Source organism: Actinomyces vulturis (assembly GCF_001687305.1).
GTDB classification, from domain to species: domain Bacteria; phylum Actinomycetota; class Actinomycetes; order Actinomycetales; family Actinomycetaceae; genus Actinomyces; species Actinomyces vulturis.
The window spans coordinates 267,240-289,928 of the sequence record NZ_KV700386.1; the positions used below are offsets into that span (position 1 = coordinate 267,240).

Below are 22,689 nucleotides of genomic sequence, written 5' to 3' on the forward strand. Positions count from 1 at the left end.
GATAGACATCTGCGAAACCATCACACGACACGTGAGGCCACCTTCTTGACCACCACACTGTTCGTCGTGATCGTCGTCGTGATCACTGCCATCATCTTCGACTTCACCAATGGTTTTCATGACTCTTCTAATGCCATGGCAACCTCCGTCGCGACAGGCGCGTTTTCCCCGAAGCGTGCTGTTACTGTGGCAGCCATTTTGAACGTCGTTGGCGCCATGCTTTCTACGGAGGTTGCAAAAACAATTTCGCACGGCATGTTCGATGATTCTCTGATCAAAACCGCACCGGTCATGGTTTTTGCGGGACTTGCCGGAGCGATTCTGTGGAACCTTGTCACCTGGCTCTTTGGCTTACCATCTTCATCTTCTCATGCACTCTTCGGTGGCCTCATCGGCGCTGTGATTGTGGCGGCAGGCTCTGAAGGTGTGCATTGGTCTGTTGTTGCCTCGAAGATCTTGCTGCCGGCTGTGATCGCTCCCGTGGTGGCTGGCGTAGCCGCCGCACTAGCGACCTGGCTTGCTTATAAGGTTTCAACACCTACGGATCCCTACTCCATGAGCCTGTTCAAGCACGGACAACGTATTTCCGCATCCATGGTTGCTTTGGCTCATGGTACGTCCGACGGCCAGAAAACGATGGGAGTGATCACCCTCGTTCTCGTCGCCGCGGGATATCAAGAACCCAATACCTCACCCCACTGGTGGGTCATTGGCGCCGCAGGCCTGGCAATTGGCTTGGGAACTTATTCTGGTGGCTGGCGTATTATGCGCACTATGGGTAAGGGGCTGGTTCACATCGACTCACCCCAAGGTTTCGCTGCAGAAACTGCCTCAACCGTAGCCATTTTGGCTTCCAGTCACCTTGGGTTTGCTCTATCCACCACCCATATCTGCTCCGGCTCTGTTCTCGGTAGCGGCTTGGGGCGAGGTACACAGGTGCGCTGGGGAACTCTTGGAAAAATGGGAGTGGCCTGGTTAATTACCTTACCGTGCGCAGGTGTCGTCGGCGCATTGACGAGTTACGTTGCCGTTGAGGGAGGCGTGCCTGGTCTGATAACCGTCATCGTTCTTCTTATTGTTGCCAGCCTCTTCATCGTTCATCAGGCTAACCGCAACGCTGTTACGGCGGCTAATGTCAATGATTCTCATGAGGTGGTTATCACTGCGCCGCTTGAGGAACCCAACGTTCCCTTAGTCTCTGTTGAAGATGGACATCTTGAATTTCCCGGAGACAGTGACTATCCACTCGACCCTCATCACGCTAGTACCGCAGATAATGCAAAGCGCAAGACTCAGGAGGCCACCGTATGACTATCGACTGGTACTCATTACTGCTAGTTAGCGGTGTAACCGTCGCTGGTGCAAGCCTCATTGTGCTTCTCACTAGTCTCGGTGCACGTCTGCTTGATGCAGCACATATTCTCACTCACCCGGAAGATGAAAGTAATCGACGAGTTATCTCGACCAGCGCATCTGTCACAGCCATTCGCCTTGGTGCATACCTGCTTTTAGGTATTGTTCTTGCTGCCGTTCTTGGCGGCTTATGGTTGATGATTCCTTATTTTCATCATTAAGCACTGTTCAACACGGGTCTTGTTGTATTCACTCATAGCAGCCTTGCATGGGGGACAATAGATCCATGGCACGTTACGTAGAACTTCACTCAGAAAATCCACAAAGTCGTCTTGTGACGAAAATTGGTGATGCGCTGCGTAAGGGCGCATTGATTGCGTATCCCACAGACTCTGGTTATGCGTTAGCCTGCGCACCAGGAAACAAAGAAGGGTTGGATCGAATGCGTGCGATCCGCCAGGTGGGTGACAAGCATGACTTCACTCTTGTTTGTGATTCTTTTTCACAAATCGGTCCGCTGACTATTGTCGGTAATACGGCATTTCGCTTAATTAAACGCCTAACTCCAGGACCCTACACCTTTATTCTTAAGGGAACGAAGGACATTCCTCGAATGACCCTCAATCCCAAAAAGCATACGGTGGGTGTACGTATCCCTGACCATGCGATCGCTCGTGCTTTGGTAACCGAGATGGGCGAGCCGCTCGTTTCTTCGTCACTCATTCGCCCAGGCATGGAAGTTGAAACTCAGGGGTGGGAAGTCAATGATGAACTTGGTCACCTTATTGACATTGTGGTGGAGGGACCTGCAGGTACGGATGGCCCCACCACCGTCATCGATTTAACGACCGATGTTCCGGAAATAATCCGTCAAGGAAGTGGTGACACTTCTGCTCTTTGAACGAGCCTTCTTCCAAACAGGCCGTAGTTTATCTTTCACCTGCTTTATTCTGTGGCTGAATTGCTCCACGCCTTGAGCACCGGACGTGCGTAAGGGCCTATCTAATGTGATGGGCTTGTCATGCACTATCGCCAGATTGTCGTTATCATGTTCAACTGACGAAGCCGAATGCTGAGAAAATGTGTGGGAAGTTGTTATCGGATCGCTCATTGAGACGGTCTCATGCGGTGACGCGAAACTGGCAACACTCATGTCTGCCTTTTGGACACCATTATGATGAACCATTGACGTCACCAGTGAGCCAGCAGCATTAGTTCCTGCCTCGGCAAGCACAGATGGTACGGGGGACGGCGTTAGGGCACTTACCTGCCCGCCCTGATTATCAGTATCACTCCTAGCCGTACGTGTGAGGACAACTTGAGTACGCCTATCCGTTAACTCTGGGTCATTAAGGTGACCACCATCAGAGAGCGCATACTGTTGGTAGAAACGGTTCATCTTTTCTGGAGCCCACCAGTTCCATTCACCCAGAATTGTCATTGTTGCCGGAACCAGAAGCATGCGCACCAAAGTGGCATCCATGAACACCATAATCGCCAAGGCAAGGCCGATTTCCTTGACCACCAGAAGATCTCCAGCAACAAATCCACCGAAGACGATCACCATCATGACGGCAGCAGAGGTAATGATGCGCCCGGAACGCTGAAGACCATGTTCCACCGCAGCGTCGTTATCATCTCCAGCATCGCGGTATTCCTTGATACGCGACAGTAAGAAAACTTCGTAGTCCATTGATAGGCCAAAGCCGAAGGCAAGCGCTACCACGACCACTGTTGATTCCACGCCACCGATGGGAGTGAAATCGAGAAGAGATGAGCCGTGGCCTCCCTGGAAAATCCAGGTAGTAATGCCCAATGATGCTGTTAATGACAAAGCATTGATGATCAACGCTTTGATTGGTACTAGAACACTACCGGTCATGAGGAAGAGTAAGGCGAAGGTAGCGGCAATGACGAGTAAGCCAACCCACGGAAGGCCAGTTGCCAAACTATGGGCAAAGTCCACCTGGTTGGCAGCCTGGCCGGTGACCCACACCTGAGCAGGAGCTGGTAGATGACGAATAGCACGAACGGCCTCTTCTGCTTCGCGAGAACCATTACCCCCACGAACGTCGAGGGAGACCACCGTGTAGTTGCCGGCTTTTGCAGTGTGAAGAACATCAGAGACTTCAGGCAAGCTAGCCACGGTATGGGTGATGAAATGATCCACGTCCTCGCCGGTGCCAGCAATGATTAATGTGGTGTCATGCGCGGTTGCAGCGGGGTAATCGCGGGCAAGCAGTTGAAGGTACTTGGCCTGCTCCGAATGCGGGGGCACTAACTGAGCGGTGGATGAGAGCATATGCAGATTACCGACAGGCAGACAGCACACGATGAGGAAAACTAAGCATCCGGCAAGGACTGGCCAGGGGGAACGATGGATACGGCGAGCTAAACTTGCAAAAACACCATCGCGTGAGGACACGTCACTTAGCCGTTGTTGAATGGCATGTAACTTGGGAATACGCGAGAAAACTGTTGGATGATCAATGCGATCACCGAGCAAGACAAGTAATGAGGGCACCAGAGTTAAGGCTGCGGCAACGGCGAGCAGCACCACCATGACCCCCGCAATGCCAATGGAACGCAGTAATGTGGGACGCATGAGTGCAAGCCCCAACAAGCACACGGCAACGGTTAACGCAGAGAAGATAATGGTTCGTCCGGCAGTGTTTAGTGTGTTGGTAACAGCATGCTGAACAACGGGGGAGCGGCGGCCCGTGCGGCGTCTACGGCGCCTTCGCCCTGAAAAGCCGTCAGAATCCTGTTCGCCAGCCGCAAGAAGAGCAAGGCGTTCTTCGCGGTAACGGGATGTCATGAGTAGGGCGTAATCGATAGATAGGCCAAGGCCGATGACCGTAATGATGTTAACCGCGAAGGATTCAACGGTTGTGAACAGGGTGAGCAAGTAGGTGATGCCTAATGCGCAGGCAATGGATACCAAGGCTCCAATTAGTGGCATCCCGGCAAGAATAAAGCCGCCGAAAACGAAGACCATGATGATTAAGGCCAGCGGCAAGGCAATTAACTCGCCTGTGATCATGTCGGCTTCAACCTGATCGGTAATGGATTGTGTAATTAGTTTTTGATCCGAAACCACGCCCTGAGCATGCGGGGCCACGCTGTGCAATGCCTGAGGAACTTCAGACAGACGCTGCTCGACCTGCTCGCGAAGACGTTCTTGGGCTCGCTCAATTTGTTCTGGGTTAAGTGAGGCATCCTTGGGCGGATCGACGGTGACAATCAGAAGGAAGCCTTGACGATCTTTGGCTGCTAATAATTGGCCTGCAGGATCTTCCAACATACCGGGAACTACGAAAGGATCGAGGACATTGGCTTCACCCACCATGGACATGAGGTCCTTATGGGTTGTTTCCATAGCGCTGGCCACGGCCTGCTGTTGGCTGCTTGACTCTAAGGGGACACCGGTGACAAGAAGGGTGACGTCAATCGAATCATCGGTCAACGTGTCAAGAATTTGATGGCCCTCAGCGCTCTGCGAGCCAGGAACGCCCACTAAACCGGTATGAAGACGCTCAAAGACGTTCGGGCCGCCCCATCCGGTGAGCGAGGAGATCAAAAACAGCATCGCCAATGCTGCCCACACAAGCGTGACGTACCACGCATCGTGCACAATCCGTCGAGAAAGCCAAGAGACCATAACCTTAGTCTCCCATTTTTCTCTGAACGCACGCTATGGGAAGTACGCGATAGGCTGGACGCTATGGATTTATTTGAGGCCGTCCGAACGGACGAAAGCGGAGTGAACGTCGATAAGCACGCTCCTCTTGCTGTTCGTATGCGGCCTCGTACCATCGATGAGGTGGTTGGCCAGCAGCATCTTCTTCATCCTGGCTCACCCCTCCAACGACTTATCGATCCCACCCCGCAAGCAGGTGCTCCCTCATCCATCATTCTGTGGGGCCCGCCCGGAACAGGAAAAACCACGTTGGCCTACCTCGTGGCACGTGCCGGCGGACGACGATTTGTTGAACTTTCTGCATTAACCGCGGGTGTCAAAGATGTCCGTGCTGTTGTGGATAGTGCTCGGCGAACTCTCATGGCTACAGGCGAAGAAACAGTTCTCTTTATTGATGAGGTTCATCGTTTCTCCCGTACCCAACAAGATTCACTTCTTCCCAGTGTGGAAAACCGCTGGGTTACTCTCGTTGCCGCCACTACGGAAAATCCATCCTTTTGCGTGGTGTCACCACTTTTGTCGCGTTCACTGCTTTTAACATTGCAGCCTCTTGACGCCGAAGACATTCGGGCTCTTATTAATCGTGCGATTAGTGATGAACGGGGGCTCGACGCTTCTGTTGCCTTTACCGAGGATGCGATTGACCATATTCTGCGTATCGCCGGTAGTGACGCACGCAAAGCACTGACCATTGTTGAAGCATGCGCGGAAGGCGCCCGTGGAACAGTTCCCATTTTTTCTCAGTCTGCCTCAGGTGAAGATAACGAGACTGTCACCCGTCCGACAGTCAGCCTGCACGACGTCGAACAGGCAGCTGACATTGCGGCAGTCGCCTATGACCGGGCAGGGGACCAGCATTATGACGTAGCCAGCGCGCTGATTAAATCGATGCGCGGCTCGGATGTGGATGCCGCCCTCCATTACCTAGCACGCATGCTCGTTGCGGGGGAGGACCCTCGATTTATTGCACGTCGTATCGTTATCGCGGCCAGTGAGGATGTGGGCATGGCCGATCCCACCGCACTGGGAGTAGCGACCTCAGCCATGCAGGCAGTGGGCATGATCGGCATGCCTGAAGCCCGCATCATCTTGTCCCAAGCTGTGATCGCTGTGGCCACAGCGCCAAAATCTAATGCTGCATACAAGGCCATCAACGAAGCTATCGGTGATGTCAAAGCCGGCCGTGGGGGAGCAGTTCCAGTGCATCTTCGAGACGCTCATTATGTAGGAGCCGAAGCATTGGGTCACGGCAAAGGCTACATCTACGCCCACGATTGCCCTCACGGCATCGCCTCACAGGAATACATGCCAGAAGACCTAAAAGGTCGGGAATACTACACACCTACCACCCGCGGACATGAGGAACTGATCACAAGGCGCCTGGCAAACGTGCGTTCTATCATCCATCAACGCTAGTCTTATGCAGTTGCTCGGAAGCACTACGCCTCCGAGCCGCTCCTGGGGTCTTGGCCGAAAATGAGTCTGGCCCCGCGTCACACGGTCACTTTTGTGGCAATGAAGATCCCTGTCTTCGTGACGTGTCCATGTCAACGATGGCATTGCGCCATCACCACACACAGGAAGAGGAATCATGTCTGTTTCCCGCTCCCGCCGTCAGGTGCGCCTGTCCCGCGCCCTCGGTATTCCGTTAACCCCCAAGGCTGTGCGCTACTTCGAGAAGCGCCCCTACGGCCCCGGTGAGCACGGACGTAGCCGTCGTCGCACTGAATCTGACTATGCCGTTCGTCTGAAGGAAAAGCAGCGTCTGCGCGCCCAGTACGGCATCCGCGAGGCTCAGCTTCAGCGCGTCTTCGAAGAAGCACGTCGCGAAAAGGGCCTGACTGGTGAGTCTCTCGTTGAGCTCCTCGAGATGCGTCTTGACGCACTCGTACTCCGCTCCGGCATCGCCCGTACCATTGCTCAGGCACGCCAGGACGTTGTCCACCGCCACATCCTCGTTGATGGCAAGGTTGTTGACCGTCCTTCCTACCGCGTTCGCCCCGGCCAGACCATCCAGGTTCGTCCTAAGAGTCAGGTCATGGTTCCTTTCCAGGCTGCTGCTGCAGGCGTAAACCGCGACGTTCTTCCTGCCGTTCCTGACTACCTCAAGGTTGACCTTGAGAAGCTCAGCGCTACTCTCGTCCGCCGTCCCAAGCGCGATGAGGTCCCCGTGACCTGTGACGTGCAGATGGTGGTTGAGTACTACTCTCGCTGATCGCCCCGATTGGCAACACATATTTTGGTGGTGCCCCGAATCGTTACTCGGTTCGGGGCACTGCCCGTTTTCCAGGTAATGTGACCCTTAGAGTCTTTAACCTGACTTTGCCCTACCAGGCACTTACCAACGTGCCGACCCGACTGTCATTCTTGGCCATGGTCAAGACGTAATGGAGAAACATCAATGCGTACATCTGAGATCCGCTCTCGTTGGCTGGATTACTTCGCATCTAACGGTCACGAAATTCGCCCTTCTGTGCCACTTATTTCCCCTGATCCCTCCATTCTTTTCACCATTGCCGGAATGGTCCCTTTCATTCCCTACATCATTGGTACTGAGCCTGCCCCTTGGCCTCGCGTCGCCAGCGTTCAAAAGTGCATCCGTACTAACGACATTGACAACGTAGGTAAGACCACCCGCCACGGCACGTTCTTCCAGATGAACGGCAATTTCTCCTTCGGTGACTATTTCAAGGAAGGCGCTATCAACTACGCCTGGGACCTGCTTACCGGCAGTCAGGACGAAGGCAAATACGGACTTGATGGTGATCGCATGTGGGTCACCATTTGGGATCAAGATGACGTCTCCTACGATCAACTCACCCGCGAAATCGGTTTAGATCCCGCACACATTGTGCGTTTACCCCGCGAAGAAAACTTCTGGGATACCGGCGCTCCTGGCCCCGCAGGCCCCTGCGCTGAATGGCATTACGATCGCGGTCCTGCATACGGTCCCGAAGCAGTTGGTGGCAACGTTGACCCCGGCGGTGACCGCTATCTTGAATTGTGGAACCTCGTGTTCGACCAGTACTTGCGCGGTGAAGGTACCGGCAAGGATTACCCCCTCCTGGGTGAACTTGATGCCAAGTGCATTGATACTGGCGCAGGTCTTGAACGCCTGAGTTTTGTCCTTCAGGACAAGCCCAACATGTATGAGATCGACGAGGTTCGCCCCGTTATCACTGCTGCTGAGCAACTTTCCGGCAAGCGTTATGGCGCCGGTGCAGGCCTGGGCCTGTCTGCCCCCGCAGCCCAAGATGATATTCGTATGCGCGTGGTTGCTGACCATGTCCGTAGCGCTTTGATGCTTATCGGTGACGGCGTACGTCCGGGAAACGATGGTCGCGGTTACGTGCTTCGTCGTTTGATTCGGCGCGCTGTTCGTTCTATGCGCCTGCTGGGTGTTGACGAAGCCACTTTGCCTACGCTGCTTCCCATTTCTAAGGATGCTATGAAGGCTTCCTACCCCGAGTTGGAAGACAAGTGGGAATCCATCTCCGATGTGGCTTATGGCGAAGAAGATGCCTTCTTGCGTACCCTTGCCGCCGGTACTACCATCTTCGATACCGCGGTTAACGCGGCCAAGAAGGAGGCAGGATCTTCCACACCCATCGTCAGCGGTGAGCGCGCGTTCACTCTCCACGACACCTACGGCTTCCCCATTGACATCACTCTGGAAATGGCCGCCGAACAGGGTGTCCAGGTGGATGAAGAAGGCTTCCGTACCCTGATGCAGGAGCAGAAGGACCGCGCCCGTGCAGACGCTCTCGCCAAGAAGAGCGGCATGGTGGATGCACGTGTCTTCCACGAAATTGAATCCTCCATGGGCAAGCCCGTGGAATTCCTTGGATACGAAACCCTCACCACGGACCGCGCCCGTGTTGTGGCTATCCTTCAGGACGGACAGCCTGTTCCTTCTGCCAGCGCACCTGCACACGTGGAAGTTGTTCTGGACCGCACCCCCTTCTACGCAGAAATGGGTGGCCAGCTCGCTGACCAGGGTGAAATTCGTACTGCATCCGGTGGCATCATGCGTGTTGATGACTGCCAGTCACCGGTCAAGGCCGTCCGTTTCCACCGTGGTGAATTGACTGAAGGCACCATCACCGTTGATGAGCCCGCAGCAGCACGCGTCGATGCCATCCGACGCCGTGCCATCGCCCGTGCCCACACAGCCACCCACATGGTCCACGAAGCACTGCGCGAAAACCTAGGTCATGACGCTACTCAGGCAGGTAGTGAAAACGCTCCCGCACGCTTGCGCTTCGACTTCCGTCACGGCAGCGCCGTTCCCGCCTCGGTGATGAACGCCATCGAAGAACGCGTTAATGAACGCCTTTCCGATAACTTGCCCATCACTACCGAAATTATGGCCCTTGAAGAAGCCAAGGCACAGGGCGTGACCGCTCTGTTCGGTGAGAAGTACGGTGCTGAAGTCCGTGTCGTGTCCATTGGCGGTGACTGGTCTCGCGAACTGTGCGGTGGTACCCACATGAGTTCCACCGGTGAACTGGGACGCGTGACCATTTTGGGTGAAAGTTCCATTGGTTCTGGCGTACGCCGCGTTGATGCCCTCGTGGCTGATACGGCCTACGGCTTCCAAGCACGCGAACACGCCTTGGTCTCTCAGATTTCTTCCATGGTGGGTGGCCGTGCAGAGGAATTGCCCGATCGTATTGCCTCTCTTATGACTCGTCTGAAGGACGCTGAGAAGAAGCTTGCTGCCGCTCAGACCGCAGCCGTGATGGGACGCGCCGAAGACATGGTTGCTCAGGCCGAACGTGTCGGAAACGTTCGCTTCGCCTACGCCAATGTCGGTGACGTATCTGGAGCTGATGCTTTACGTAGCTTGGTCATGGACGTGCGTGAACGCATGGGGCAGGGTGAGGGCAGTGTCGTCATGGTGGCCGGTGTCTCCGGTGAACGCCCCGTCGTTGTGATTGCGACGAATGACGCAGCACGTGAAGCCGGAATGAAGGCTGGTGCGCTTGTTCGTACTGCTGCTCAGACCCTTGGCGGCGGCGGCGGTGGCAAGGATGACCTTGCTCAGGGCGGCGGTCAAAACCCTGCAGCCATTGGCGATGCTATTGCTGCAGTGCGTCACGAGTTGGAGGCCTGAGCCCTGCGTAAGGGAGTTCGCCTCGCATTTGACGTTGGCAAAGTACGTATCGGCGTGGCCCGGTGCGACCAGGACGCGATCTTGGCCGTACCGGTCACGACGCTGCGCCACAACAAATACGGGGAAGAACTTGATGAGGCAGCAGACCTTGTCGAGGAATACCAAGCAATAGAAGTCATTATTGGTATGCCCCTTCAAATGTCAGGTTCGCAGGCATCTTCTTCTGTACGATTTGTTCAGTCGTGGGCAAACGAACTCGCAGAACTGATTGCGCCTGTTCCAGTTCGCCTTGTCGATGAACGCATGTCTACTGTCACTGCGCATCAAGCGCTTCACGCAGCAGGCAAAAAAGAACGGGATTTCCGAAGCGTAGTTGACCAAGCTGCAGCAGTGGTCATTCTTAACCACGCTTTGGATACCGAACGGACAACTGGTCAGCCTGCTGGCTATGAATTGCCCATACACGGAGGAAAACGTTGAGCGACGACTTATTTAATGAACTCGGGATTGAGCCCCCGGCACGTTCAAATCAATCAGGCCGCCGTTCAGGGCGCCGCCGTCAAGGCCGCGCTAAACGTCGTATTATCACGACATTTATCCTGTTACTTGTGATCGGGCTTGTGGGGGGAATGGGATACGCAGCCTTTGACGTGGTTCGAAATACCATGAAAGAAACTCGCGTCATTGACGATTACACTGAACCCGGCACCGGCGAAGTTATCGTAACCATTCCCGAAGGTGCCACGGGCCAGGTGATGGCAAAGATTCTTGTTGATAACGATGTAGTGGCCACGCAAAAGGCATTCATCAACGCTTTTAACGCCAATGCGAACTCTGCTTCAATCCAGGCTGGCACCTATACTCTCAAACACAAAATGCCGGCAGCAGATGCTGTTGCCGCTCTTTTGGACCCCTCCAGCCGCGATGGACATACCATGACCATCCCTGAGGGTTACACCAAAGACCAGGTTAAAGCACGGTTGATGAGCGTCGGTGGATTTACCGCTGAAGAAATTGACGAAGCCTTCGGCAATACTGAAGCCATCAAACTTCCCGCACAAGCTGGTGGGAATGTTGAAGGCTGGCTCGCACCTGCCACCTACGACATTGCTAATGGCCTCAGTGCTCAAGATGTTGTTGCTTCGATGGTTGATAAAACCGTTCAACGTCTCCAACAGGCTGGAGTGCCTGAGGATCAGTGGGAAGCAATTCTTACCAAGGCCTCGATTATTGAACGTGAAGTTTCCCTGCCCCAGTATTTCCCTCAGGTCGCGCGTGTCATTGATAACCGTCTGAATAATCCTGACGGTGAAACCCGCGGTCTACTTCAAATGGACTCCACAGTTCTCTACGGCCTGGGCCGCACCGGTGGTATCCCCACCGAGGATGAGATTAAGGATGCATCCAACCCTTACAACACTTACGTGCATCAGGGATTGCCTCCCACGCCCATCGGCAGCCCTGGGAGCGCGGCTATTGATGCAGCTATCCACCCAGCAGATGGAAATTGGCTGTACTTCGTTACCGTTGATTTAAGCAGTGGTGAAACACTTTTCGCTGATACGTTAAGTGAGCAAAAAGAAAACACGAAGAAACTGACTGATTACTGTCAAGAGCATGAAGATCAGTGCTCGGGTAATTCTCACTAACTCTTCGCATTAGGACACCGTTATGGTTTTGCACTGTGGAGTGATGGGATATCCCGTCGCCCATTCCCTATCTCCTATTCTTCACCAAGCCGCCTACCACGAATTGGGGTTGGACAATGTGGTGGCCTACGACCGCGTCGAAGTCACCCCGCAGGAAGGTCCTGAGTTCATTAAAAAGTGCGCTCAACCGCACTCTTCGTGGTCAGGTCTTTCCGTCACCATGCCTCATAAGCAAACATTGATGGAACGGATGGATGTACTCGACCCGTTAGCGAAGGTGGTAGGCGCGCTCAACACCATCGTCTTTTCCCATTCCGCGCCGGACGATGAGGCACTCACTTCAGGCTTTAACACTGACGTGGAAGGCATCGTCGAAGCCGTCCGTGACGTGATGAATGCTGAACAGATTGCCGACATTGCATCTGATAGCACAGGAGATAGTGGACGTGCTCTCATTCTCGGAAGTGGCGCGACTGCATGTTCATCATTGGCAGCACTGACTCAACTGGGCTACTCAGAAATATCGGTGGCTGCTCGGCGTCATTATGGGGAGCAGAGAACTTCTGCAGCAGCCCAGCGTATGGGCCTGACCATTGAGACCCACTCGTTGACCCATGAGTCAGATGATAATTCCGAATTGATTGGCTGCCCAGAACCCACCTCAGCAGAGTTGGTCCCCGCTCTGAGGGAACACATCACAAGTCTTTGCTCGTCCCACAGCCTGATGATCTCCACCCTCCCCAAAGGTGTCGCTGACACATGGGCAAGGTATCTTCACGACGCCGCAATAGCAGGACACATCGACCTTACCGGCCACTATCTCCTTGACGTTATCTACGATCCCTGGCCCTCACCGCTGTCTGATGCATGGCGACGAGCAGGAGGAAGTCTTATTCCTGGATACCTCATGCTTCTGTTCCAGGCAGTACCCCAAGTGATGCTCATGACAGGACAACGCCCAAGTGTCCAACCCATGCGTCAAGCGCTCTATCAGGCACTTGAAGAACGTGGACTTGAAATCCTCTAATATGCGGTGCGGTTTTTTCACATGGCGCTCATGTGCAAAGATCTTCCCATGCTTCGATGGATGACTGCCGGTGAGTCACACGGCCCTGCCTTGACCGCAATGATCGATGGACTGCCTGCAGGCCTCGAACTGACTAGCGAGCGTATTGAGCGTGATCTCGCTCAGCGCCGTCAAGGCTACGGGCGGGGGGCCCGTCAGGCATTTGAACGCGACGTTCTTACCATCACCGGCGGATTGCGCCACGGTAAAACTCTTGGCAGCCCCCTCAGTTTCCACATCGCTAATTCTGAATGGCCCAAGTGGACTGCTGTGATGAGTCCTGATCCGGTTGATCCTGCTTTGCTTCGTAAAGACGCAGGAACAGGTGATGAACGAGAAATCGCACGCAATAAGAAACTCACACGTCCCCGGCCCGGACATGCTGACTTGGCTGGAATGATGAAATACGACGTCGATGATGCGCGCAACATCCTCGAACGTGCCAGTGCTCGCGAAACCGCCTCCCGTGTAGTGGTGGGTACCGTAGCCAGCGAGATTCTTCGCCAAGTGGCCGGAATTGAACTGGTCAGTCATGTCGTCTCCATCGGAGATGTGGAATTACCAGTAGATACTCCATTGCCTAGTGCCGACATGAACGAAGCGCTCAATGCTCATCCCGTGCGCTGCTGCGATGAGGTTACTGGTCAGGCCATGATGGATTTGATTGACCGTACCAAGCAAGAAGGCAACACCTTAGGTGGAGTTGTTGAAGTTATCGCATACAACGTTCCAGTTGGTTTGGGCAGCCACACTCAATGGGATCGGCGACTCGACTCGCAACTTGCTGCAGCGGTGATGAGTATTCAGTCGGTCAAGGGTGTAGAAATCGGCGATGCCTGGCGCCAGGCACACGTTCCTGGCACCCAAGCTCACGATCCGATCACTTCCATTTACTCTGGCACTATCGAACGTTCATCGAACTACGCTGGGGGAGTAGAAGGTGGGATGAGCAACGGTGCGCCCCTGCGTGTTCGCGCAGCACTTAAACCCATTTCTACTGTTCCTCGTGCATTGGAAAGCGTAGATCTTGATACTGGGCAATCGACCGTAGGCTTGCACCAGCGCTCCGACGTGTGTGCGGTGGTTCCTGCAGCATTTATTGCTCAATCTATGGTCGCGTTGACACTTGCTCAGGCATTATTGGAAAAGACTGGAGGCGACTCGATCGTCGAATGTCGGCGCAACCTCGAAGCTTACCTTGAGCATGTGGACGAAAGGACAACCTGGTGAAACACTCATTCGCGCAGCCCGCACCTGTTGATGTCCCCATCGTTCTTATTGGTCTGCCCGGTGCAGGTAAGACTACTGTCGCTCGCTTGGTTGCTGAGGAACTCGGCCTTCAAGTAACTGATCTCGATGCTGAGATTCGCCGCCGTGCACGGATGAGCATTCCCGAAATCTTCGCTACTGAAGGTCATGATGCGTTTCGTCGCCGTGAGCACCAGGCTTTGACGGCCATTTTGACCGGTCCAGCGCGTGCGCTGGGGGTGATTGCTCTTGGCGGAGGTGCTGTAGTCACTGCGGCAAATCGTGAACTGCTTAAGGGCCATACTGTGGTCTATCTCCACACCTCTCCTGAGGTGGCAGCAGAGCGCGTGGGCTCAGGAACTGGACGGCCCTTAATGGAAAACACTGACGTTGAAGCACGGATGGCGACTTTGTTTAGTGAACGTTCGGAGTACTACGACGAAGTTGCTACCCTGACCGTCACTACCGATGGACTAAGCGCCCAGAAAGTTGCTGCTCAGATCCTCAAAGTACTCGGCGTGAATGACGATTCCACTACCCTGCCTGTTCACGATCCTGAGCGAACAGACGTGGTACCCGTTCGCACTACCCCTGCTTACGACGTCGTTATTGGGGACCACCTCGAACGAGACATTGTTGCGACTGTCCGTGAGGCAACCCATCAAGGACAAGGCATTGCTGCCATTATTAGCCCTCCTGAAGTGGGTGCATATACTCAGCGACTTGCTCACGCCCTGGGAAACGCAGGTATTACTGTAGCCACTATTTCCGTGCCCTCTGGAGAAGAACAAAAAACCTCTAAGGTTCTTTCCCGTTGCTGGGACGAACTAGGTATTGCTCGCGTCGGACGCGATGGTGCAGTAATCGGACTTGGGGGAGGAGCCACTACAGACCTCGCAGGATTTGTCGCTGCCACATGGTTGCGCGGCGTCCCTGTTATTCAAGTTCCTACGACCGTCCTTGGCATGGTGGACGCAGCAGTAGGTGGTAAGACCGGCATTAATACTGCTGCCGGAAAAAACCTTGTAGGAGCTTTCTACTCCCCATCCGCAGTATTCGCCGACTGCAAGACCCTGGCTAGCCTCAATGATGTTGAGGTTCGTACAGGCTTAGGCGAAGTCATAAAATGCGGATTCATTGCTGACCCCATAATCCTTGACATTATTGCCGCTGACCCACAGCGTGCTACCGATGTGACTACAAAGGAAATGAAGGAACTCATTTCACGCTCAGTGCGCGTGAAAGCCGATGTGGTCAGCGAAGATCTCACCGAGCAAGGACGTCGTGAAATCCTTAATTATGGACACACCTACGCTCACGCGATTGAAACGCTTTCTGGATACACCTGGCACCACGGTCACGCTGTGGCCGTAGGGTGTATGTTCGCTGCACATGTTGCCCACGCACTGGGAATGATTGATGACGCCTTGGTTGAACGGCATCGTCAGGCACTGGCCAGTGTTGGACTACCAGTCAGCCTCTCAGTGAACGAGTGGGAGGGCAATATCCCCTCTTTTGAGGACATGATGGCCGTGATGCTTTCCGATAAGAAGGTTCGCGGCGGAGAAATCCGTATGGTTCTTCTAGAAGGAATTGCCCAGCCCGTACGCACTGTCATCACGGATCATCGCATTCTTGAGCAAGCACACGATCAGATTTGGGGCCGTGTCCTGTGACTCGTGCAGCCTTGCTCATTGCTCTTCCTGGCGCTCTGCCGTCGTCCTTAGCGGAGGTCGTGGCGGAGCGTGGGGGAGTAGTCTTCGATGTGGAATCTCATGCTGCTCGTGCTCTGGGGGTTCCTGCTGAACTTGCCGTGGCTTATGTTGGTCAAGAGCGCTGGATTGATGCTCATCGTCAGGTTTTAACTGATACGTTGCAGAACGTGCAGTCGGTAGCCGTCCACAGAGAAAACGCCACCGCATTGACGCGCAGTGATGATGCCCAAAGGATGAGCCCTCGCTCCCTTGAATGTCTGGTTGTTGTACCGTCATTGGTCGTCGAGGATGAGGAATGTTGTGAACTCATCCGTTCGGTAGATCTGCCAATTGTCGGCTTGACAGGAACACCACGAAAACTTGCCCATGCCATTGGCCTGAGCGCTCCCCGCTCGATTGCCTTGGGACCCGTTTTCTCAACCTTTGCCACGATGTGCGAACGCCGTGAAACTGCCCTTCGCGACATTTGTCATGAGGTATTAGTAATCGATGAAGCAAGCGACGATTCTGCTGCGTGGCTGATCGATGTACTCGTCTCTGTTGTGTTTTAAACGCTTGAGCCCGACTTTCTTGATACCACCCTCTTACCACCACCGGGCCTGGGGCAGAATATGTAAAAAATGAGGTACGTCCCACCAGCGGGTCATCTGCTGTAACTAGGCGAACGTTGGATATCGCGGTAGACTCACGCTAGTCATCACTATGTCTACTAGCGAAGGAACAACTCGTGGCAACGACGAACGACCTGAAGAACGGCTTGGTACTCAACCTGGAGGGTCAGCTGTGGCAGGTAGTGGAATTCCAGCACGTCAAGCCGGGTAAGGGCCCCGCTTTCGTGCGCACCAAGCTCAAGAACGTTCTTTCCGGTAAAACCGTCGACAAGACCTTCAACGCAGGCATCAAGGTAGAGACCGCCACCGTTGATCGCCGCGATATGCAGTACCTGTACAAGGATGGATCCGACTACGTCTTTATGGATGTCAAGACCTACGATCAGGTCTACGTCTCTGATGAGACTGTCGGTGAGGCATCCCGCTTTATGCTCGAAAACCAGGAAGTTATCGTAGCCTTCCACGAAGACGCAGCACTTTTCGTCGAACTGCCCGCAGCAGTTGTTCTTGCTGTATCCCACACCGAGCCCGGTTTGCAGGGAGACCGTTCTAACGCTGGTACCAAGCCCGCCACCCTTGAGACCGGCACTGAAATCCAGGTTCCTCTTTTCATCAACGTGGATGACAAACTTAAGGTCGATACCCGCACTGGCAGCTACATCTCTCGCGTGAACTGATGAAGGACTCATCCTCACCTGCAAGCAAGCATCAAGTCACCGCCCGAACTAAGGCGCGGCGCCGTGCGGTAGAGGTTCTTTTTGAAGCGGACCAACGAGGTCTGGAATCCACCCAGGCTTTGCGGGACCTCAGCGCAGAACGCGTTGTTACCTCCGCTAACCATACCCAGGCTCCTGAATACACCCGGACCATCCTTACCGGTGTATGTGACCATATTGATGACATCGACTCTGTGCTAGCCAGCCACTCACAGCAGTGGTCACTGGATCGTATGCCCGCCGTCGACCGAGCAATTGCCCGGGTTGCCGTGTGGGAGATCCTCTTTAATGACGAGGTAGATGGCCCTGTCGCTGTTGACGAAGCAATGACACTGGCCCGTCTTCTCTCAACTGACGATTCACCACGGTTCCTTAATGGACTGCTCGGCCGAATTGCTGATCTCTCAGATACCATCGCTGTATGAGAGTGTGTGCGGCGCTATCAAGCGCCGCACACATCTTTTTCTTCTTATCATCGCTCACATGAGCATGATGATGGCGCCCGCCCGTCTCGCGGTGCGTCCCCGGCATGGGCACGGGTATTTGCCCCAACTGGAAGGACTCACGTGCTTCGTACACGTACTGTAGGTTCCCTACGTTCATCAGATATCGGTTCAACCGTTACTCTCACCGGCTGGGTTGATCGCCGTCGCGATCACGGTGGTGTGGCGTTCGTTGACCTGCGTGATGCCTCTGGCATTGCCCAGATTGTCATCCGTGAAGAAATCGTCCACGATCTGCGTGCTGAGTACGTTCTGCGCGTTACCGGCACTGTCGAAGCACGCCCTGAGGGCAACGCCAACCCCAACCTTGCCACCGGCGAGATTGAGGTCATGGTTGATGAGGTAGAAATTCTCAACCCTTCAGCTCCCCTGCCGTTCCAGGTTTCCGACCACGCTGAAGATGCAGGCCAGGTTGGCGAAGAAACTCGATTGAAATACCGCTATCTTGACCTTCGTCGTTCTCCTATGCAGCGAGCTATTCGTTTGCGTTCTAAGGTCAGCCAAGCAGCACGTCGGGTGCTGGATTCTCACGACTTTGTGGAAATTGAAACTCCTACCCTCACTCGTTCCACGCCTGAGGGTGCACGCGATTTCCTTGTTCCTGCACGTCTGAGCCCCGGCAGTTGGTATGCCCTTCCCCAGTCACCTCAGCTTTTCAAGCAACTACTCATGGTGGCAGGCATGGAGCGCTACTACCAGATTGCGCGGTGTTACCGTGACGAAGACTTCCGTGCCGATCGTCAGCCTGAATTCACCCAGCTCGATATTGAGATGAGCTTTGTTGAGCAGGACGACGTTATCGCCGTTGCCGAAGATATCCTCAAAGAAGTCTGGGCACTCATTGGCTATGATCTGAAAACCCCAATCCCTCGCATGACTTATGCCGATGCGATGGAGAAGTATGGCTCAGATAAGCCTGATTTGCGCTTCGGTTTGGAACTGATTGACCTCACTGACTACTTCAAAAACACCACCTTCCGTGTCTTCCAGAATCCCTATGTGGGTGCTGTAGTGATGCCCGGTGGTGCAAGTCAGTCTCGTCGCACTTTCGATGCTTGGCAGGAATGGGCTAAGCAGCGTGGCGCTAAAGGCCTTGCTTACGTCATTGTGGGTGAGGATGGTACTCTCACCGGCCCCGTTGCAAAGAACATCACCGATGACGAACGTAACGGTCTGGCAGCCGCAACTGGCGCACAACCCGGAGACTGTATTTTCTTTGCCGCGGGTACTGTTGATGCCGCTCGTGCGCTTCTAGGAGCCACTCGTCTCGAGGTAGGCAAGCGTTGTGGCCTCATTAACGAGGACGAATGGTCCTTCGTCTGGGTTGTTGATGCTCCCCTCTTCAAACCCTCCGCTGAAGCCAAGGCAGAAGGTGACGTAGCTCTGGGCGGAAGTGCTTGGACCGCAGTCCACCACGCATTCACCTCACCTAAGCCGGAATGCTTGGATACCTTCGACACAGATCCCGGTAACGCGTTGGCATACGCTTACGACATTGTTTGCAATGGCAATGAAATTGGTGGCGGTTCAATCCGTATCCATCGTCGTGACGTTCAGGAACGTGTTTTCAAGGTCATGGGAATTGGTGAAGAAGAAGCACAGGAGAAATTCGGCTTCCTCCTTGATGCCTTCAAGTTTGGCGCGCCCCCTCATGGTGGTATTGCCTTCGGTTGGGACCGTATCGTGTCCTTGCTGACCAAGGCCGATTCCATTCGTGATGTGATCGCATTCCCCAAGTCTGGCGGCGGCTTTGATCCCCTTACTGAGGCACCTGCACCTATTACGGAGGCGCAGCGTAAGGAAGCCGGTGTGGATGCCAAGCCTGAGGATAAGGAGAACACCAAGTCTGATAAGGCGCAGAAGGCAGACAAGAAAGCCTAATCCTTCGCTGCGAGGATAAATGTGTGGGGATGAACCTTTGTGGTTTATCCCCACACTTTTCTTGTCATGGAAAATTCTGATCTTGTCGTACTAATGGCTGCCAACGGTGGAGTAACCAGGTCGGAATTCACCAGAATAAACAGTTTGGTGATTCGTGTTATCCCACGTGAAGTTTGAGGGGGCGCTAGGGGAGGGGGGAAGTAACGGGATTGTTAAGAGGTAGTGGAATCAGCGGAAAGCACTGACTAGAGCAAATATGCCACCGCCTAAGACCAGAGCAAGACCACCGATTAAGAGCACAATTAAGCCAAAGGGGAAACCCCGACTTTTTGTAGTTGGTGGGGGAGTTTTGGGGAAGGGGCCTTGCGGAATAGGGGAGTCGATTATGAGGAAGGCCCAAGAACGTCCGGCGGAAGAATCTGCTGATACACGTTAATCATCGCACGCGCTAAAGCCGCATGACCAGAATCATTTGGATGAATACCATCCATGGCGAGTTTAGTGTTGTCTCCATCAATGGCATGACTCATTGCGTCGGTGGAGTACAGCCCTAAGCCTGTTGCTACGTCATGAATCATTCGATGAACAACTTGAAAACGTGGACCGACATGAAGATCTGGGAAATATGGTGCGATCACTAGGGGAGTGCTTGGGAGACGCTGCTTGAGAAAAGCGAGGTCGTGCTCAATTCCTTGGCGTACATAATCCATCTGAGAAGGCAGAAACTCTGAATCATTGATTCCTAGGCAGACAGTCAAGACGTCCGGCTGAACTTTGATAGCAGTGGTTAACCACGTGGTATCGCAACAGGAGGGAGCGACTTGTCCATTGGGCAGACGCCCACCTCGACGAGCAAAGAATCCCAATCCATCAAGAGCAAGATTGACTTCACGCCACCCGAAGAATTCACAAATCAGGGATGAAAAACGATTTCGTGGGTGACTAATCGCACGCCAACCGGTGGTAATCGAATCTCCGAAAAACACAGCGGTAGGGAAGTGGGTTGACCGAGGAATTGTCGATTCAAGACTTGCTTCAAAAGATGGACTCACGATTCTAAGACTACTCTCGCTCGTTACGATGATGAGATAGCCACGACTATGCGATGAGCACATGAATTAACTAAGCAAAAACTGGCGGGGATGACGATCAGTAAGTCATCATCCCCGCCAGTTAATGATCAGGATGGTCAAGAGCGAGAACCCATTAACGAATGGTAGTTAGTTCGCCATCCTTCATCTGAAGAACTCGATCACACACATCAAGCAGACGCTCATCATGGGTAACCATGACGGTGGCCTTGTCACGTTCATGCGTCTGGTCCGCAAGAATCTTGGCTACAGTCATGGCGCGCTGCGTATCGAGAGCAGCAGTGGGCTCATCAGCGAGAATCAGTGCAGGATCATGATAGAGAGCCACAGCAATAGCGGCACGCTGGCGCTCGCCACCGGAGAGGTCACCAGGGTAACTCTTGCCGTACTTACTAATGTCGAGAGACTTCATTAAGTCATCACGACGATCAAAGTTCGGTTTAGTGCCGGCAACTCGGTCATACAGTGAGAACTGGTCATTAATCTGCAAGAACGGTACAAGGCCGGCGGCTTGAAGAACGAAACCAATTTTGCGGTGACGGATTTCAGCTCGTTGTTTTTCTTTAAGTTCGGAAAACTTTTCTCCGTTAATAAACACGCGTCCATTACCGGGGGATCGTAAGCCGCCCATAATTGTAAGCATCGTTGACTTTCCCGAACCTGACGGTCCAAGGATTCCCACGAATTCACCAGCGTAGATATCGAGATCGGTAGGACGCAGAGCGTGAATAATTTCGTCGCCCTGGCGGAAGTCTTTGGATACGTTATCCAGAGTTAGGACAGGAGAATTTGAGGTGGTCATGAGATTGCCTCCACGGGATCGATACGAGTGACGACTCGTACGCTCATCAGTCCTCCGATGATGGAGAAGAAAATGAATGCCAGGGCGATGAGAACATCGTTACCGAAGTTGATCATAAAGGGCATCTTGGCAGGCAAGACGAAACTGGTCAGGAAGGTCAAGAGCGCACCAAGTCCCACACCAATGGCTGATAACACAATGGACTGGGCTGCACCAGAGCGCACCAGATAACTTGTGGGAACGCCACGAGCCTTCAAGATGCCGAGCACTGCACGTTTTTGAAGAGTCAACACATATAAGAAGATGGATAGAACGAATGAGGCGATGATGATGAGAGCGCCAATCATCATTGAGAAAGTCAAGACTTGAGCACTGTAGCCAGGGAGCGTTTCGATAAATTTCTTAGTGGTGAGGGTGTCAAGGTTCTTGTCAGACAGTGCATCAATATCTGATGGGGAGAGTTCTGACTTCGTCACTACCGCGTTAGTGGTCAGGCTCAGTTCTTTGGGAGCTTCATCAAGCAGAGTCTCTTGGTCAATGTAGAGCACAGGGAGAGTTTGGAAGGTGTTGTTGTGTGTGAAGCCCACAATGGTAAAGGGGTGCTTACAACCTGACAGGTACACCGTGTCGTTGAGTTTCCAGCCATCTTCCTTGAGGGAATCATTGACGATAACTTCATTTTTTTCATCCGTAGGTTCACGTCCTTCGGTGACCTTCGGGGAAATGAAAGCGCCAGGTTCAAGTCCAAGAATATAAGAATCAGACTTCTGGGTGACCTTGCCGTCTTCTTGACGTTCGAGAACGATTGGCACCAAGACGATGGACGCAGAATGATCTTTTCCGCCGGCCACTTTTTCGGCATCAGACACCATGTCGGGTGTCATACGTGAAGCCTGAATATTGCGGTTGGATGTATCCGTGAGAATAACGTTCTTGGCGTCCCAGTTATCGACCGCTGCACGGAAAGAAAAGGCAAGGCCATCAGCGAGGGCTGCAAGGAAGAACGTCAGGTAGGCCACGAGCGTGATGACCGCGATGATGAGGGCAAAACGTGTGGGTTGGTGTTTTATTTCTCGCAAGGCAAGAAACATGCTGGCAACTCCTGAACAATGAGGTGCACGCACAGGGCAGTACGTGGAGGTCAATCGGTTTCACTGACCTACGACGAGCCTACCGGAAAGAAATAGTTATCGCGAGGGAAGGGGCATTACGATAATGACTGCGTGTCATGAAATCTC

The 22,689-nt window shown here is 53.7% G+C and carries 19 protein-coding genes; 15 read left to right on the forward strand and 4 right to left on the reverse strand.

What is annotated here, in order from left to right:
• The first annotated feature begins 45 nt into the window (after positions 1-45).
• The 3 genes from A9753_RS04440 (at position 46) to A9753_RS04450 (ending at position 2,254) form a co-directional block, all read left to right on the forward strand.
• A complete protein-coding gene (locus tag A9753_RS04440; protein WP_083090303.1) occupies positions 46-1,311 on the forward strand; it encodes an inorganic phosphate transporter in 1,266 nt (421 codons plus the stop codon).
• On the forward strand, positions 1,308-1,574 hold the full coding sequence (locus tag A9753_RS04445; protein WP_067780900.1) for a hypothetical protein: 267 nt from the start codon (positions 1,308-1,310) through the stop codon (positions 1,572-1,574). Before A9753_RS04440 ends, A9753_RS04445 begins: the two co-directional genes overlap by 4 nt.
• A gap of 65 nt (positions 1,575-1,639) precedes the next feature.
• Positions 1,640-2,254 (forward strand): L-threonylcarbamoyladenylate synthase, encoded by a 615-nt coding sequence (locus A9753_RS04450; RefSeq protein WP_067780903.1) that lies wholly within the window; start codon positions 1,640-1,642, stop codon positions 2,252-2,254.
• Here the strand turns inward: A9753_RS04450 and A9753_RS04455 are convergent.
• Entirely contained in the window at positions 2,195-5,014 is a 2,820-nt protein-coding gene (locus A9753_RS04455) for an MMPL family transporter (RefSeq protein WP_067780907.1), read from the reverse strand. The two genes, A9753_RS04450 and A9753_RS04455, sit on opposite strands and share 60 nt — an antisense overlap.
• 63 nt (positions 5,015-5,077) lie before the next feature.
• On the opposite strand from A9753_RS04455, the gene A9753_RS04460 reads away from it, so the two are divergent.
• The 12 genes from A9753_RS04460 to aspS all read left to right on the forward strand — a co-directional run bounded on the left by A9753_RS04460 (position 5,078) and on the right by aspS (position 19,558).
• The gene (locus A9753_RS04460; protein ID WP_067780910.1) at positions 5,078-6,469 is read left to right on the forward strand and encodes a replication-associated recombination protein A; all 1,392 of its coding nucleotides are present in this window, start codon (positions 5,078-5,080) and stop codon (positions 6,467-6,469) included.
• A 175-nt stretch (positions 6,470-6,644) separates the two neighbouring features.
• Entirely contained in the window at positions 6,645-7,268 is a 624-nt protein-coding gene (rpsD, locus tag A9753_RS04465) for a 30S ribosomal protein S4 (protein WP_067780913.1), read from the forward strand.
• A 186-nt stretch (positions 7,269-7,454) separates the two neighbouring features.
• A complete protein-coding gene (alaS, locus tag A9753_RS04470) occupies positions 7,455-10,169 on the forward strand; it encodes an alanine--tRNA ligase (protein WP_067780916.1) in 2,715 nt (904 codons plus the stop codon).
• Positions 10,170-10,172: 3 nt separating this feature from the next.
• On the forward strand, positions 10,173-10,649 hold the full coding sequence (gene ruvX / locus A9753_RS04475; RefSeq protein ID WP_067780919.1) for a Holliday junction resolvase RuvX: 477 nt from the start codon (positions 10,173-10,175) through the stop codon (positions 10,647-10,649).
• Entirely contained in the window at positions 10,646-11,818 is a 1,173-nt protein-coding gene (gene mltG / locus A9753_RS04480; RefSeq protein WP_067780922.1) for an endolytic transglycosylase MltG, read from the forward strand. Before ruvX ends, mltG begins: the two co-directional genes overlap by 4 nt.
• 22 nt (positions 11,819-11,840) lie before the next feature.
• On the forward strand, positions 11,841-12,845 hold the full coding sequence (locus tag A9753_RS04485; RefSeq protein WP_067780925.1) for a shikimate dehydrogenase family protein: 1,005 nt from the start codon (positions 11,841-11,843) through the stop codon (positions 12,843-12,845).
• A 48-nt stretch (positions 12,846-12,893) separates the two neighbouring features.
• Complete coding sequence (gene aroC / locus A9753_RS04490) at positions 12,894-14,114, forward strand: chorismate synthase (protein ID WP_067780928.1); 1,221 nt, start codon at positions 12,894-12,896, stop codon at positions 14,112-14,114.
• Positions 14,111-15,808: a 3-dehydroquinate synthase gene (aroB, locus tag A9753_RS04495; protein ID WP_245637363.1), complete on the forward strand. Its 1,698-nt coding sequence runs from the start codon at positions 14,111-14,113 to the stop codon at positions 15,806-15,808. Before aroC ends, aroB begins: the two co-directional genes overlap by 4 nt.
• On the forward strand, positions 15,805-16,398 hold the full coding sequence (locus A9753_RS04500) for a hypothetical protein (protein ID WP_067780933.1): 594 nt from the start codon (positions 15,805-15,807) through the stop codon (positions 16,396-16,398). Before aroB ends, A9753_RS04500 begins: the two co-directional genes overlap by 4 nt.
• A 176-nt stretch (positions 16,399-16,574) precedes the next feature.
• Positions 16,575-17,135 (forward strand): elongation factor P, encoded by a 561-nt coding sequence (efp, locus tag A9753_RS04505; RefSeq protein ID WP_067780935.1) that lies wholly within the window; start codon positions 16,575-16,577, stop codon positions 17,133-17,135.
• Positions 17,135-17,599, forward strand: a complete 465-nt coding sequence (gene nusB / locus A9753_RS04510) for a transcription antitermination factor NusB (protein ID WP_067780938.1) — start codon at positions 17,135-17,137, stop codon at positions 17,597-17,599. The genes efp and nusB overlap by 1 nt, the downstream gene beginning before the upstream one ends.
• Positions 17,600-17,740: 141 nt before the next feature.
• On the forward strand, positions 17,741-19,558 hold the full coding sequence (aspS, locus tag A9753_RS04515) for an aspartate--tRNA ligase (RefSeq protein ID WP_067780941.1): 1,818 nt from the start codon (positions 17,741-17,743) through the stop codon (positions 19,556-19,558).
• Between the two features lie 383 nt (positions 19,559-19,941).
• Here aspS and A9753_RS04520 read toward each other — a convergent pair whose 3' ends face one another.
• The 3 genes from A9753_RS04520 to A9753_RS04530 form a co-directional block, all read right to left on the reverse strand.
• Complete coding sequence (locus A9753_RS04520; RefSeq protein WP_067780944.1) at positions 19,942-20,610, reverse strand: SGNH/GDSL hydrolase family protein; 669 nt, start codon at positions 20,608-20,610, stop codon at positions 19,942-19,944.
• Positions 20,611-20,764: 154 nt separating this feature from the next.
• Positions 20,765-21,451, reverse strand: a complete 687-nt coding sequence (locus tag A9753_RS04525; RefSeq protein WP_067780946.1) for an ABC transporter ATP-binding protein — start codon at positions 21,449-21,451, stop codon at positions 20,765-20,767.
• Positions 21,448-22,542, reverse strand: coding sequence for an ABC transporter permease (locus tag A9753_RS04530; RefSeq protein ID WP_067780949.1), 1,095 nt, complete (start codon positions 22,540-22,542; stop codon positions 21,448-21,450). Before A9753_RS04530 ends, A9753_RS04525 begins: the two co-directional genes overlap by 4 nt.
• Positions 22,543-22,689 lie beyond the last annotated feature (147 nt).

Excerpts from the sequence above, each read along its gene's own strand:
- A9753_RS04445 (WP_067780900.1), top strand. The coding sequence starts at position 1,308 with ATGACTATCGACTGGTACTCATTACTGCTAGTTAGCGGTGTAACCGTC.
- A9753_RS04450 (WP_067780903.1), top strand. The coding sequence starts at position 1,640 with ATGGCACGTTACGTAGAACTTCACTCAGAAAATCCACAAAGTCGTCTT.
- A9753_RS04455 (WP_067780907.1), bottom strand. The coding sequence starts at position 5,014 with ATGGTCTCTTGGCTTTCTCGACGGATTGTGCACGATGCGTGGTACGTC.
- A9753_RS04460 (WP_067780910.1), top strand. The coding sequence starts at position 5,078 with ATGGATTTATTTGAGGCCGTCCGAACGGACGAAAGCGGAGTGAACGTC.
- rpsD (WP_067780913.1), top strand. The coding sequence starts at position 6,645 with ATGTCTGTTTCCCGCTCCCGCCGTCAGGTGCGCCTGTCCCGCGCCCTC.
- alaS (WP_067780916.1), top strand. The coding sequence starts at position 7,455 with ATGCGTACATCTGAGATCCGCTCTCGTTGGCTGGATTACTTCGCATCT.
- A9753_RS04485 (WP_067780925.1), top strand. The coding sequence starts at position 11,841 with ATGGTTTTGCACTGTGGAGTGATGGGATATCCCGTCGCCCATTCCCTA.
- aroC (WP_067780928.1), top strand. The coding sequence starts at position 12,894 with ATGCTTCGATGGATGACTGCCGGTGAGTCACACGGCCCTGCCTTGACC.
- nusB (WP_067780938.1), top strand. The coding sequence starts at position 17,135 with ATGAAGGACTCATCCTCACCTGCAAGCAAGCATCAAGTCACCGCCCGA.
- A9753_RS04525 (WP_067780946.1), bottom strand. The coding sequence starts at position 21,451 with ATGACCACCTCAAATTCTCCTGTCCTAACTCTGGATAACGTATCCAAA.
- A9753_RS04530 (WP_067780949.1), bottom strand. The coding sequence starts at position 22,542 with ATGTTTCTTGCCTTGCGAGAAATAAAACACCAACCCACACGTTTTGCC.